15 protein-coding genes are annotated in these 13393 nt (G+C 46.0%); 12 read left to right on the top strand and 3 right to left on the bottom strand.

What is annotated here, in order from left to right; all coding sequences use genetic code 11:
• Window positions 1-87 precede the first annotated feature (87 nt).
• From ACAN56_RS01940 to ACAN56_RS01915, 6 genes are all read left to right on the top strand, one after another.
• Complete coding sequence (locus ACAN56_RS01940) at window positions 88-708, top strand: TetR/AcrR family transcriptional regulator (RefSeq protein WP_379140073.1); 621 nt, start codon at window positions 88-90, stop codon at window positions 706-708.
• Window positions 709-742: 34 nt separating this feature from the next.
• Window positions 743-1216 (top strand): flavodoxin domain-containing protein, encoded by a 474-nt coding sequence (locus tag ACAN56_RS01935; protein ID WP_379140071.1) that lies wholly within the window; start codon window positions 743-745, stop codon window positions 1214-1216.
• 221 nt (window positions 1217-1437) lie between these two features.
• The gene (locus ACAN56_RS01930; RefSeq protein WP_038592788.1) at window positions 1438-2241 is read left to right on the top strand and encodes an undecaprenyl-diphosphate phosphatase; all 804 of its coding nucleotides are present in this window, start codon (window positions 1438-1440) and stop codon (window positions 2239-2241) included.
• A gap of 79 nt (window positions 2242-2320) precedes the next feature.
• Window positions 2321-2887 carry a MarR family winged helix-turn-helix transcriptional regulator gene (locus ACAN56_RS01925; protein WP_038592786.1) on the top strand — a complete coding sequence of 189 codons (567 nt, stop codon included), beginning with the start codon at window positions 2321-2323 and terminating at the stop codon, window positions 2885-2887.
• A gap of 108 nt (window positions 2888-2995) precedes the next feature.
• Window positions 2996-3505 (top strand): hypothetical protein, encoded by a 510-nt coding sequence (locus tag ACAN56_RS01920; RefSeq protein WP_379140069.1) that lies wholly within the window; start codon window positions 2996-2998, stop codon window positions 3503-3505.
• Window positions 3502-4368: an SDR family oxidoreductase gene (locus ACAN56_RS01915; RefSeq protein ID WP_379140067.1), complete on the top strand. Its 867-nt coding sequence runs from the start codon at window positions 3502-3504 to the stop codon at window positions 4366-4368. Before ACAN56_RS01920 ends, ACAN56_RS01915 begins: the two co-directional genes overlap by 4 nt.
• Window positions 4369-4712: 344 nt before the next feature.
• Here ACAN56_RS01915 and ACAN56_RS01910 read toward each other — a convergent pair whose 3' ends face one another.
• Window positions 4713-5660 carry a Gfo/Idh/MocA family protein gene (locus ACAN56_RS01910; RefSeq protein WP_379140418.1) on the bottom strand — a complete coding sequence of 316 codons (948 nt, stop codon included), beginning with the start codon at window positions 5658-5660 and terminating at the stop codon, window positions 4713-4715.
• Window positions 5661-5782: 122 nt separating this feature from the next.
• Here ACAN56_RS01910 and ACAN56_RS01905 point away from each other — a divergent pair, with 122 nt between their 5' ends.
• The 3 genes from ACAN56_RS01905 (at window position 5783) to ACAN56_RS01895 (ending at window position 8022) form a co-directional block, all read left to right on the top strand.
• The gene (locus tag ACAN56_RS01905; RefSeq protein ID WP_379140065.1) at window positions 5783-6739 is read left to right on the top strand and encodes a helix-turn-helix transcriptional regulator; all 957 of its coding nucleotides are present in this window, start codon (window positions 5783-5785) and stop codon (window positions 6737-6739) included.
• Window positions 6740-6873: 134 nt separating this feature from the next.
• Entirely contained in the window at window positions 6874-7575 is a 702-nt protein-coding gene (locus ACAN56_RS01900) for a hypothetical protein (RefSeq protein ID WP_379140063.1), read from the top strand.
• Between the two features lie 54 nt (window positions 7576-7629).
• Window positions 7630-8022 carry a hypothetical protein gene (locus ACAN56_RS01895; RefSeq protein WP_379140062.1) on the top strand — a complete coding sequence of 131 codons (393 nt, stop codon included), beginning with the start codon at window positions 7630-7632 and terminating at the stop codon, window positions 8020-8022.
• A gap of 87 nt (window positions 8023-8109) precedes the next feature.
• Here the strand turns inward: ACAN56_RS01895 and ACAN56_RS01890 are convergent, their stop codons facing one another.
• Window positions 8110-9339 (bottom strand): MDR family MFS transporter, encoded by a 1230-nt coding sequence (locus ACAN56_RS01890; RefSeq protein WP_379140060.1) that lies wholly within the window; start codon window positions 9337-9339, stop codon window positions 8110-8112.
• A gap of 141 nt (window positions 9340-9480) precedes the next feature.
• Here ACAN56_RS01890 and ACAN56_RS01885 point away from each other — a divergent pair, with 141 nt between their 5' ends.
• Complete coding sequence (locus tag ACAN56_RS01885; protein WP_379140059.1) at window positions 9481-11268, top strand: ABC transporter substrate-binding protein; 1788 nt, start codon at window positions 9481-9483, stop codon at window positions 11266-11268.
• 135 nt (window positions 11269-11403) lie between these two features.
• Complete coding sequence (locus tag ACAN56_RS01880) at window positions 11404-11955, top strand: hypothetical protein (RefSeq protein ID WP_379140058.1); 552 nt, start codon at window positions 11404-11406, stop codon at window positions 11953-11955.
• 240 nt (window positions 11956-12195) lie between these two features.
• Here the strand turns inward: ACAN56_RS01880 and ACAN56_RS01875 are convergent, their stop codons facing one another.
• Window positions 12196-12363, bottom strand: a complete 168-nt coding sequence (locus tag ACAN56_RS01875; protein WP_179091874.1) for a hypothetical protein — start codon at window positions 12361-12363, stop codon at window positions 12196-12198.
• Between the two features lie 289 nt (window positions 12364-12652).
• Here ACAN56_RS01875 and ACAN56_RS01870 point away from each other — a divergent pair, with 289 nt between their 5' ends.
• Window positions 12653-13282, top strand: coding sequence for a hypothetical protein (locus tag ACAN56_RS01870; protein ID WP_379140056.1), 630 nt, complete (start codon window positions 12653-12655; stop codon window positions 13280-13282).
• Window positions 13283-13393: the final 111 nt, after the last annotated feature.

Raw genomic sequence — 13393 nt, 5'->3', positions numbered from 1 at the left:
GTATATTTGAGTTGCGTATTGAACATTGTTTAATAACATTACATTGTTTAAAAAACGGATTATTGTAGTAGTTTGAAGGGAGTCACCATGAGCAAAGAAGGCCGGCAAGAGCGTGAGCGGGAAGCCATGCGGACACTGATTCTGGAAACGGCAGGCCAATTAGTGGCCGAGAATGGAATACAGAAGCTGTCGATCCGCAAAATAGCTGAACGTATGGAGTATTCACCGGGGATCATTTATCACTATTTTGAGGGGAAAGAGGATATCATCGGGCAATTGCTGGAGCAAGGGTACCGCAATCTGCTTCAGAACCTGAACGCTGCCACGGCACATAACAGTGAAGAATTATTACCGGAGGAGGCGTTGAGCCGCTCGTTGTCGCAATTTATTCGCATGGCTATAGAGGAAGGGACACAATACCGCAATGTAATGCTTAATGATTCTGCGGCAGTCCTCAGGCATACTGCGGTGCTGCATATGGGGGCTTTACAGGAACGGAATGCAATCGGCATGCTGTACGCAAAACTCCGCAGGTTCAAGGGCTTGGCGTCACAAAGTGAGCGTGAACTGGAGCTGACAGCCCAAGTTATTTGGAGCGCAGCCTTCGGGTTGATTATCAGACTGACTGTAGAGAATCCCCCGGAGGAACAGAAGGAAGCCTTGATTTCACGTCATTTGCAGGCGATGCTAACGATAGCATCAGGATAATTCCCATTCTGAAAGCTGACAAGGAGCAGGTATAATGAAGACATTGATTTTGTATGCCACTAAATACGGGTGTACAGAGAAGGCAGCCTATCTCTTGAAATCCCAGCTGCGGGGCGAAGTGGAAGCGATCAATCTTAAGTACGTCAAAGTTCCACCGCTTACTGCGTATGACAATATTATTTTAGGCGGTTCCGTCTATTACGGGAAAATTCGCAAGGAAATGGCGCAATTTTCCCGAGATAATAAGGAGATGTTAAAGAGCAAACGTCTCGGGCTGTTCATTTGCGCAGGTTTGAAGGGAGAGCAGGCGGAGCAAGAGCTCAGACTTGCTTTTCCTGAGGAATTGTACAGCAAAGCCCTTGTGAAGGAAGTATTCGGAGATGAGATTTATACCGATAAAATGTCTGCAACGGACAAATTAATCCTCCGGATCGCCAAAGGAAAGAAAAAGGGCAATACAGGGTTAGCTTTGGACAGGATAACGAGCTTTGCTCATGCGATGAATTGACTCTTAAAAGAAGAGGTAGACGACTAGTTAACATAATCATTACTATGTTAACTAGTCGTCTTTGTTTAAAGATCACTTATTCAATAGAGAATATGAGCAATGTGACAATTATGTCATACTAAATTGAATATTGTTATATTAAGCGATGGGAATATAGACATGACCCCCCTTATACTGGAAATTGTTATATGAGCTTATTTTCGAAAGGGGGCTTTCCACTGATGAGTGATGTAATTAAAGCAATCATACTCGGCATAATTGAGGGCTTAACTGAATTTTTACCGGTATCGTCTACTGGACATCTTATTTTAGCAGGCAATTTGCTTAGCTTTGAGGGAGACGCGGCAATAACATTTAAAATTGTTATACAGTTGGGTGCAGTGATGGCAGTTCTAATTCTTTATTGGAGGAGGTATTTGAAGATTGGGGCTAATATGATTAGAATGGATTTTTCTAAAAGTAAAGGATTAAATGTCATTCATATGATTTTGGCTATGTTACCAGCATTAATCCTATATCTTCTCTTCAAGGACACCATAAAAAGCAAATTATTCGGCCCAACCCCTGTCTTGATCGGTCTAGTTGTGGGTGGTGTGTTGATGATCATTGCAGCAAGGAGTAGGAGAACTGAAACCGCTGATACGATTGATGGGATTAATTATAAACAGGCTTTCGGGATTGGCCTGTTCCAGTGTTTGGCATTGTGGCCGGGATTTTCGAGATCGGGTTCGACGATTTCAGGTGGCCTTTTGCTTGGCACTAGCCAAAAAGCCGCCGCAGATTTCACGTTTCTTATTTCCGTGCCTGTTATGTTTGGTGCAAGCTTGCTGGATTTGTACGATAGTCGCGATTTGCTGAATTCTGACGATTTCTTTCTAATGTTAATTGGCTTTATGACATCCTTTATTGTGGCAATGATTGCAGTAGTGACGTTCATCAAACTGATTAAACGACTTCGATTGGAATGGTTTGCGCTATACCGTTTTGTCTTAGCAGCTCTTTTCTATTTTATCGTTATACTGTAAACAGTGTTGTATTGGATTAACCGTTGATGTGTTATTAAAATGTGTTGACACAAAAGTAATTAGGGACCATACTACATGTATGAACAACAATAATAAAATAACAAATGACATTGACGCTATTCCATCGCTTGTACAATCCAAGCGTCAGATTGACCGCTATAACCTAGACATAGACGCACAGGCTATACTCGTCGCGTCTAGGCTAATGGCAGCGGGAGCCAAGCTTGGGCATGCCTCGGAGATTCATTTCTCTAGATTCGGTTTATCAACAGGGCGATATCGTTTATTGGCAGATCTTGAAGACAACGAAGGAGAAGAGTTGCCTTCGCAATTAGCGGAGCATCTAGGCGTTACACGTGCTACAGTGACTGGTCTTATCGACATTCTTGAACGGGATGGCCTAGTAGCTCGGCGATCAAGCTCAGACGATGGCCGTCAGAGATCGGTCATTTTGACGGAGGAAGGAGCGAAGAAGCTCCGTGAAATGGCTCCTGAGCATTTCGCTCGGCTGGAAGCAATGGTGGGCTTACTTAATATCGAGGAGCGCAGTGTATTTCTTGACTTGCTAGGCCGAGTTACACAAGGCATCTCAGCACTTACGGGCGAACTAGGCTCGAAACCAAAAGGAAACATCAGTAATGAGTAGAATGGGCTAGTGATGCTAGCCTATTTTTACTCTTATATAGTTAGGAACCTAATTATATCTCGCTGAAAGCAACCGTTGAACTATTTCAAAGAAGAAGGGAGCAACTAAATGAACCAGATGAAATACGGGAATCAGACAGATGATGTTTACGGCATCAAGGCTGTTGGTTCTAAGAAAAAGACTTTTGTACTATGGCGTGAAGTTGTAATGGCCTATACTGCTCCTGCCATCATGGCAGGTATCGGGGGATTGGTTACTGCCAATAGGGGACTTCAAATTGGGGCATTGACCACAATCGGAGGTGCATCGGCCTTGATGGCCTTGATGATTGGCCTTTTGTTGAGCAGCCGGGTGGGCCAAATGCGATGGGTTATCGGTGCACCTCACTTGGTTGTGGTAGGAGTGTTCGCATTGGCCGGGTCCTCGTTTGGCCTATACGCCGCATGGGTGACATCTGTTTCACTAGAAATTATGATTCCGAGCAATCACTTGGCCTGGGCCGATCGTGTCTGGATCGATTTCCCGTTGTCTGGATTCATAGCAAGCACGATAGTGACATGGCGGTGGCGTCTTGCGGTCACAACTAATTTTTCGTCCAAAAGGAGAAGAAAACAATGATAGTTATTATGGGAGCAACAGGTACGATAGGCAGTGCGCTTTTGGAACGTTTGGTTGATCATGGCGTACCTGTCAGGGCGCTGAGCAGAGAGCCAGAGAAGTTGCGTGATCAGATCGGAGAAAAAGGCCGATCGACTATCGAGGTCGCATTGGTGGAGGCTTCTGACCCTGAATCGCTGCGCCGCGCGTTTACAGGTGCTAGCCAGCTCTTCCTTGCCATGTCCAACAGTCCAAGACAAATCGAATTGGAAACTTCAATCATTCAGATTGCCGCCGAATCTGGAATCAAACACATCGTAAAAATATCCAGCCCTGCCTTTGAGCAGAGCTCTCCAGTGGCAGTGGCGGGCTGGCATCAAGGAATCGAGAAAACGCTGAGGGAATCGGGTCTCACCCACACCGTGTTGCGCCCTTATGCGTTCATGCAAAACTTATTACGCCTTGCACCAACGATCACAACCCAAAATGTATTTTTCGGCTCCATGGGCGATTCACCGTGTAACTTCATTGACTGTCGCGATATCGCAGATGTTGCCGCAGAAGTTCTAACCAACCGCGAGGTATCAGGCCAAATATATACGCTTACTGGTTCGGAGATTTTCAGTTATCCCCAGATCGCGAGTCAACTATCCGCCCTGCTTAATCGGCCGATAAGTTACATCAACATGGAACCCCAAGTACTTCTCCGTAATCTTATCGAGCACGGGCATATGCCTCCTTGGCTCGCGAACCACGTTGTGGAAATTCAAACCATGTCTACGGTGGTGCCAGAAAGTCCAAATGACACTGTGAAACGCTTGCTCGGCAGAGAGCCACGCACGTTAGATGCCTTTCTGCATGAGCGTGTAGAAAATTTCCGGTAGAGGCGGAGTCTATCTATTTTGATATTTGTGTCGTTGGCAGCATTTTATTCCAATCTCAGACAGGTCATTCTGCTAAAGGGATACGTTAGCTCAAAAAAACAGCGGCAGTCTAGGACTTTATTTCGTCCATGGATGCCGCCGTTTCTTTTATTTAGCCCAGTCTGATACTTGAATTTATAGATAATATTTCAACATATGAAAAATTCACAATAAAAACTCTTTACTACACCGTTCCCTTGATACTCCAGAGCATACCTTACACACACCGAACTTGCATACTAAACCCAGGAAAAAGACCGGGGCACAGCCCCAGTCAATAACATTTTAATTCCCTGATTTCGTGCTTAGTCTGTAGAGCCGGTTAACCGCTGCTTCAGATCAAGCGCTATTTCCATGGACTGGAGTGCTTGATTCAGCGAAAGGACGGATTCCGATCCGTTTTGTAAACAGTGAATCGCATGCTGGAGACTTTGCTTGTATGGATCTTGTTTCTCCAGAACAATCTCTTGCTTGCCGGCCTTGCTGTATTCATACAATGCAGTATCGATGTTTCCCTGCATGTCATCACTTTCATGAAAGACCAGCTTCGCCTGCTCAAAGTAAGCCTCATATCCAACTGTAAAGGGGTAAGAATCAGGCATAAGCGAAGAAACGGTAACTTCCGCTGAGACCCCGGATTCCTCAAAGGATACACGGACCAGCGCTTGTTCCTCCTTGCTGCCATTTGTTCCCCATACGGAGGAGGGAGCAGTTGAACCCAGCAGCCAGGTGATGAAATCCAGCTCATGGATCATCAGATTTGTAGGGAGGGTGCCAAGCCCCAGATTCCCCCAAAGTGGTGGGGTTTCTCTTTTGACAGACACATACAGCAGCTTGCCATACTTCTCCAGTCGTGCGGATTCATACAGATATTGATAGGCCGGATCAAATTTGATGAACTGATTGACGAGAATTCTTTTCCCGTATTGAAGCTCAGCCTCTCTCATTGCCGTCGCATCTTCTAAGCTTAGCACAACCGGAGTTTCACAAAATACATGTTTGCCGGCTTTCAGTGCCTCTAGAGTGTATTTCTTATGTAGTGGAGAAGGTAGACAGATATCAATGATATCCAGTCCGGAATCTTGCATAATGTCCTCTATAGACGATGTGATCTCAACCCCAAGCTCTTCCTTCAGCTTATGCAGCTTGTCTTCGTTCCTCCCGAAGATGACAACCCGTTCAACACTATCCAGTTTCTTTAATATGGCGGCATGATATGCTCCGAAACCTGTTCCTAATATGCCAATATTCATTTGCAGCAGCTCCTTCTCTCTGATATATTTCATAGTACACTGCTATTGTTGACAACAGAGTGGCAAGAATTCGAGAAGCTTCAAAACCCTATTAATTTCGTGGGTAGGATAGGAGGGAATATATGCGCTTGCATCGCTTGATTGGGATATTGTTACTGGTAGAATCCAGGGGGAAAATGAAAGCAAGTGACTTGGCGGCCGCACTAGAAACCTCGGTACGATCCATTTATAGAGACATAGACGTTCTGGCGGAGGCTGGAATTCCCATGGTATCTGCACCTGGGCCGAGTGGCGGGATTTCGCTAATGGAGGGCTACACGGTCAACCTGCGGCAGCTGCACGGGGACGAGATGATTCAGCTCTATTTAACGGGAATGGGCTTTCAATCAGGAAGGAACAGCGAATCGGGCCTCAAGTTGAGGAACGCGTTATTAAAGCTGGAAAAGTCCTTGCCAGCCGCTTATCAGGAGGATATCCGCAAAGCCCAAAATGTCTTTTATTTCGATGATACCCCTTGGTGGACGGAACAGAATGCGGTGCCGTGTCTGGAGACTCTGCGTGCTGCACTGTGGAAATCACAAAAGATTAGCGTTCAATACCGAAAGGTCAATAACGACATTTCTTCCCGGTTACTGCTGCCCTACGGCCTCGTAGTCAAACAAGGGGCTTGGTATCTGGTCGCTTATTGCAAGGAGGCAGAGGGGATGCGCACCTTTAAATGCGAGCGGTTCGAAGCGGTACAATTACTGGAAGAAGAATATGGAATCCCGGCGGAGTTTTCTTTGGAGAAGTATTGGAGCAGCGGGGAGGAGCGCTTTAAACAAAGCCGGAGGGCTGAAGAACACTATCCGGTGGTCCTTCGCATAGAAAAGGGTAAGCAGGAACTTGTGAACAGGCTTGAGGTTATGCATAAGGGTGAAGAGGAGGGAATTCTTGTGTTGACCGTAAATATGTACAGCTATGAGAATGCCTGTCTGAAGGCGCTGGCGCTACTCACCGATACCGAAATTCTTGAGCCGTTTCTACTTAGAGAGTACATTAAGGAGAAAATAACTGCTTTACAGCATAAGTACCTATGATCAAGCTCAGCAAATAGTTACTGGAATTTAAATGATTTGCAACTAAAATTACACATTATACTCAAAAGCTTATGCGATAATTTAAGCATTGACGTTTTATCAATCCTATTGGGGTCAATGCGAGGAGGAGTGATGTGAACAAGATTGCTATCGCTATAGCAGCAGGGGCTATTTTACTTAGCGGATGTACAACGGACAAGTCCCGGAATGCGGAGCAGAATAATAGTGCGGGTGATCATAAGGTTCTTTTGACGGAAGATAAATCTCAGAAAATCGCTGTGTACGGGGTCAGTAAGCCGGAGAGCGGCTACTCCCCGTTGACAGTTCAGCTCGATAATGAGTCCAGAGATTATGAGTGGAGCAATACCTCTAACCCCTCTTTTTATCCGAAGGTCATCCTCAGTGATTTGAACGGCGTAGAGGGAGATGAAATTGCTGTTGTACTTACGATATCCACTGGTACAGGTGTGCGTGAATCGGAGGTTCATGTATTGACTGCTGATTTCACAGAGATTCCGGTTTCCGATCCTAAAGACAGCGTAAGAAATAAAATTTCCTCTGTGCTGCAAAAGGGAAACGGCGAGCGGGAGTACACGATCTCAGTTTCAGGCAAGGATTATTCTTTTAAGTTCAATGAAAGTGATGCAGGTATATGGTTTGATCAACCGGTTGTCGGGAACATTGTCAGATACTTTATTCAGGATCATGTTCTTATGGCTGAACTGTCTATCCAGATTTCCCCCGGGATGTTCATTGGAAATGTGTTGATGAGGTATGCTTATGTGAACGGAACTCTTGAACCGGATGACATTGTATACCAGAAAGAAAGTTTATAAGAGTAAGGTAACATAAATAATATTATGTAAACTATAGTTGAAGGGGATTGGATTTTGTTCAGAGATATTCAACATGCGTGGAACCCGACTCAAGAGGAAATTAAGATATGGGCATATAGTGATGAGCAGATTCCAAGCCAAGACTGGGAGTTAGCGGTTAATAATGTTGAAAATATACCCATGATATGTAGTTTTATTGATGATGATAAATGCCAGAAAAAAACCTTTTTTCTAAGCAGTCTTTACGTTTTTACAGGTGATATTGTTGCATCAGAGATAGAAAGTGATATAGCTGATCTAACTTCATTATTGGACAAAGTTGAAAAAGGTGCAAAAACAGAGGAGCTTAAAACTTGGATTTATCGTTCAAAACATTTGATAAGCTATCCGCAAGAATATGATTACGATTACTGGGGGCTATTTTCAAAGTATGTCTTTAATGTGTGATTAAACGAACAAATTCCACTCTGCGTGTGCAATGTTCACCATTAGTAAACCCGGACAAGCTTCTAAGCTTATCCGGTTTTTTGGTTTCTATACGTTTACATCACCAGCGCCCGTTTCTCTGATCTTAAGTCGTTTGTGGGCGGTAATGAGGAAAGGCAGCCCCAAGGCGGTGGTTAAGGCCAGGGGTACAAAGACAGCCGGTCCATTCGCGGCGCCGAATTGATCCAGTAGCAGTCCCCCCAGAATAGGAGCTATTACATTGCCGAGATTATTAAAGCCTATGGTTCCGAAATACGTACCTTTCCATTCCGGTTTGGCAATCCGGTCAATGAGTATGTCCATCATCGTAAAGAGCAGTACCTCGCCTATGGTGAACAATACGACACTGAACATCAGCAGTGCCACTCCACCAGCAATTCCGAACAGCAGCAGGCTCAGCGCTACGCAAAGATTCCCGAGAATCAAAGGGACAATCGGCGAGAATCGGCTTGCCGTGCGGACAATCGGGTACTGGACCACCAGTACGGTTACGGCATTAAGGGACAGCATATAGGAGAATACCTGTCCTCCGTTCGTGAAATGGGTATTCATTGCTAAATACTGGGCCAGTGTGGAGCTGAAATGCCCATATCCCAGCACACAGAAGATTGTACCCAGCAGTACGGGCAGGAATACCCGGTCCCGGGTGGTCGTTGCCAGCGCTTCGCGCAGCTTCGGAGCACGGACCTCGGAACGCTGCGGAAGAGTGGAATGATGGATGCGGAACTGCATAAACAGCACAAGCCCATAAGCGATATACACAATTCCGGCAATCAGAAACGGGAAGGTCGATTTTGCAGAGCCCAGCTGCAGGCCAATAATCGGACCAAAAACAACACCCAGATTGACGGCGGCGTATCTTAAATTGAACACGAGCAGTTTATGGTCCGGTGGGGTAATATCCGACAGTAAGGCGCGAGAAGTAGGTTCAAATACGGCACGACATAGGCCGTTTAGCGTATTAACCAGGAAGAATACCCATAAATGCTGGGCGGCAGAGAAGCCGAAGAATACACAGGCCCAGCCGAAGACCGAGACCAGCATTACGATTTTACGCCCGATAACATCGGAGATATAACCTCCATAGAAACTGATCAGGACGCCAGCCAGTGAGCTGACAGCTACCGTGAAACCAGTCTGTGTCGCGGAAGCGCCAAGCACCTGGGTGAGATAGATGGATAAGAAGGGAATGCTCATGGAGGTAACCAGGCGTCCGAACATTGTCCCGATAATAATGGTCCAGGCTAAGGGATGGATGTGCTGCAAATGTTGTTTCATATAATGTGAATCTCCTACTCTGGTTGCTGAATTTTTAAACCTGCTAATCGAAGCTGCTTTATGTATAATTGTAATGATAAAAGGGGGAAGTAAAAGTGTAAGGTTTGCGTTCCCCGTTTCACCTTTAAAGGAGCATGGATCATGGACAATAACGTCACACATTATTTACGGGTTGCCTCGGAGATTAATAATCCCTTTAATATTCATATGCCTATTCCGGTGACAATTGAGCTGCTGGCATCTGTGCTGTGCTGCACGCCACGCAACGTGAAATTTATTCTGCGCAAGCTCGAGGAGAAGGGGTTCATTCAGTGGCAGGCAGGACGGGGGAGAGGCCACACCTCGGTGATGACTTTTTTACGCACTGTGGAAGAGATATTGGAGAATTACCTTTTGGAGCTGATTAGCAGCGGGAAAATAAAGCAGGCCATCGAGTTAATTGGGCTGCCTGAGGTCAAAGGTCCGTTAAAGGAAAGGTTATTAACCTTGTTAAATAAACAGATGGGCTATCAGAGTGAGACAGAATCGACCACAGGACTTGATATCCTGCGGATTACCCGCAACCGCAGCATGGAGAAGCTTGACCCCGCTTTTGTGTACACAGCATTTGAAGCCTATCTGATCGGACAAATCTGCAGTACTTTAGTTACATATGATGCCGTCAGCGATTCCTTTCATCCGGCTCTGGCCCATATGTGGGAAGCGAATGACGACCATACTAGCTATATCTTCTATTTGCGCAAAGGTGTTCGTTTCCATCACGGCAGAGTGATGACCTCGCGGGATGTGAAAAGTACGCTGCAGCGGCTGGTGGAGCTGGACAGTTCGGCATTATGGCACTTTCGGGGGATTGAAGAAGTAGAGCTTGAGGGGGATCACCGGATCCGCTTCAATCTGTCATCGCCTAATCTCTTTTTTCTTCATCTCTTAAGCTCCATTCACATGTCGATTCTGCCCTTTGATGCTGATAATGACCAGGAACCCCTTGGAACAGGTCCCTACCGGCTGATGAATTTGAATGAAGATGTGCTTGTGCTTGCAGCCTTTGATGATTACTACAGCATTCGTCCGCTTTTGGACCGGGTCGAAATCTGGTATTTGCCGGATCAGAGCTCTGGTGCACGCCAATACCAGCTGCCGGATGCCGCAGTTTCAGGCTCCTATTCGGATGGTTGCTCTGGCAACAGTATTGATTATCCGGCGCTGGGTTGCAGATATATTATCGTGAATTTTCGCAAAGAGGGCATTCAGCACAATCCGTTTTTTCGCCAGGCGATGCGTCTTCTTTATGATCCATCTGCGCTGATCAAGGAACTGGGCGGTAACCGGATTACACCGGCAGACAGCTTCCTGCCTTGGTACAGCCGCCGCATTATCTGGAAAGAGCATTCGCTTGAAGAGGCGGCGAAGCTGCTGGAATCCAGCGGGTACAGCGGAGAAGAGATTACGCTTGCTTATGTTACCAGAAAGGATGAGCTTGAAGAAGCTGGGTGGCTGCAGCAGCGTGCGGAGCGAATCGGTCTGCATATTTGCCTGATGTCCTACAAGGAATACAACATGGAGGAAGTCAAGCAGCAAGCGGATTTCCTGTTTGCGGAAGAGGTGCTCGAAGATGATTGGCAGTGGGGAATGATTAATTACTTTGTGAACAAGTCTAACCATCTGCACGCGTTGCTTCAGGACAGTCAGCGGGACCAATTACAGCGGGAACTGGAGCATTTTGCAGAACAACCTGCAGAAGGCAGAGGCGAACTTCTGGAGCGGACGGAAGCGATTCTGCGCGAGAATTGTTGGGTCCTCTATGGCTGTCATATGAACAAAAGAGCCCAGCTGAATCAGAGTCTGTTCGGCTTGCATACGGGATCCTTTGGTTTTCTGGACATCTCCAGGCTGTGGATCAAACCGGGTTTCCCGGAGACCCGTATGTGAAGCATGACTAACCTGGCAATTAAACCTGCCGGATTCACAATAAAACAGGAAAGAAAAACCTGGTAATTTCTCTTTATTCCATGTGCTCCCGCTTATATCATTAGGCATATGTCTGATTGGAAAAGGGAGGGCCTTATGTTGTCCAAGCTGACTGCCCGCAAAAAAATAGCATTTTTTTTACTTGGAATCTTACTTGCTTCCGATGTACTACTTGTCCTTCTTGGGCTGTTGGATTATTCGCCTGGACCGCGGTTTCACCCATCGGGGGGATATATCGTCCTCTATCATGTAATCCTGCTAAGTGTGTCACTGGTTCTGCTCCAAAAACAGCTGCTCCTGATCCTGACGGTTTCCTTAATCCTGTTGCTGTTCGGGGGGAAATACTTTTGTTCGTCGTTTATGGGCTGGCAATATGAATATTTGCAATCCCCCCGGAATCAAGAGCTGCTGGTTGTGAAATACCGGATCGCTACACTTGGGGAAAGCCAATATTTCGCTGAATTTTACCGGAGCCGATATTTTGGATTATTCATGCATAAGCTGGAAAATCAGGACTACTGGGTTATGATTCGCGGTGAGGATCGGGATCCGGATAAGGTGCTTGGGCTGAGCAATCCTACCTGGAAGCATGAGCGGGAAGTGATTCTGGATACGGCAAGCGGGGAGCATACCATCAGATTGTATTGAAATGAGCATGTAGCAGAAGAGAGCAGGTTAATTCAATGCCTCCTTGCCAGTGATAGAATTAGGCCGCATCTCGGATGTTACTCTGGGAATTCTTGAAGATAACGGTGTCCGTAATTGGGTGCCACAGCATGAATTGAATTAATTAGAAGAACAAAGGGGAGTGCCGAAGATGCGGCACTCCCCTTTGTTCTTCCTGTCTTGTGATTCAGAAAGAAGATTACGTTCCCCGGCTTAATCTTTTCAACCTGCTTGTTTGCCCTCGCATTTCTTGCAGACTTCGAGCTTCTCACCGGCAACACCTTTGCCGATATAGAGCAGCTTGATTCGCGTGCTGCCACAGATCGGGCAGGTTCCTCTGCCGCGGGACGGCATCCGCCAGAGCGCTTTGCCGCGTTTATTCTTGGACATAAAATTCGCCCACCTTCGCCATTGATATCCTATCTTATGCCTAGAGTGAACTAACGGTTCTGCCTGAACAGGATTCATTTTAAACCTGTTGAGCACAATCGTTTATTATATTTTAGTTTGATTCAGAAAATATTTACTAGAGTGTAACAAATATTACGTTATATATAGATATAAATAGATATAATCAGACATAATTAAATATGGAATAGCGGATTTTCATAGAGATACAAGAAGAGGCTGCGCAGCGGAATTTTCCGTCTGTACAAATATAATCTAGGAGGAGTGGAAGATGATTAGTTTATCACGCACCCACATATTCGGCAGAAGATTAGGACTCATGATTCTTGGTCTCTTATTTACGGTGTCAGTCTCTGCGGCAAGTTTACTCGTGCCGGAAGAGGCCTTCGCAGCACCTACCAGCTCTATTGATCTGTATTTAGACAGCACTTTTGTAGGGACAATAACGTCTACAGATATTAATGCCAATGCAGATTATTTTGACTATACAGGCAATCGCAACAATCTCACGAACGCAGCGTATACTGCCTACGGCAGTCCGGTTCTCGAACTCTTCCAGAGTCTTCTAGACAACGAAGCGTTAAGTGTCGATGTAGACTCCGATGTAATTAGTGTAACGTTCTCCTCGCTGGTTGGACCTAACTACACCAGAACCTTCAACAATCCGGGGACTCAGCTGTTCTCCAGCCGCTATACCTTCCCGAATCCGGACATTGCCACCTCCGGAACCTTGGTGCCGGCAATTTTGGCTACTGATATCAACGGCAGTGGTGAGGATGTTATTCGATTGCTGTTTGGAACTTTAGCAGCGCAAGAGACGAATATTCCTTATTTTCTCTCTAACATTAACCGCATTGACTTGTATACCTCTGGTACCTTTACCGGCGGATATGCTTACTGAGTTGTCATGATCTAGGGAATTGCCGCTGTTGCAGCCTGCATTAGTGAGCTTTCCAAGGAACGGCCTTCTTTGCTTAATACTGCAGGGAAGGCCGATTTTTTATAGGTGCAG

It is taken from the genome of Paenibacillus paludis, assembly GCF_042610515.1.
Classification (GTDB): domain Bacteria; phylum Bacillota; class Bacilli; order Paenibacillales; family Paenibacillaceae; genus Paenibacillus_AQ.
This window is presented reverse-complemented; position numbering and strand designations above follow the sequence as displayed.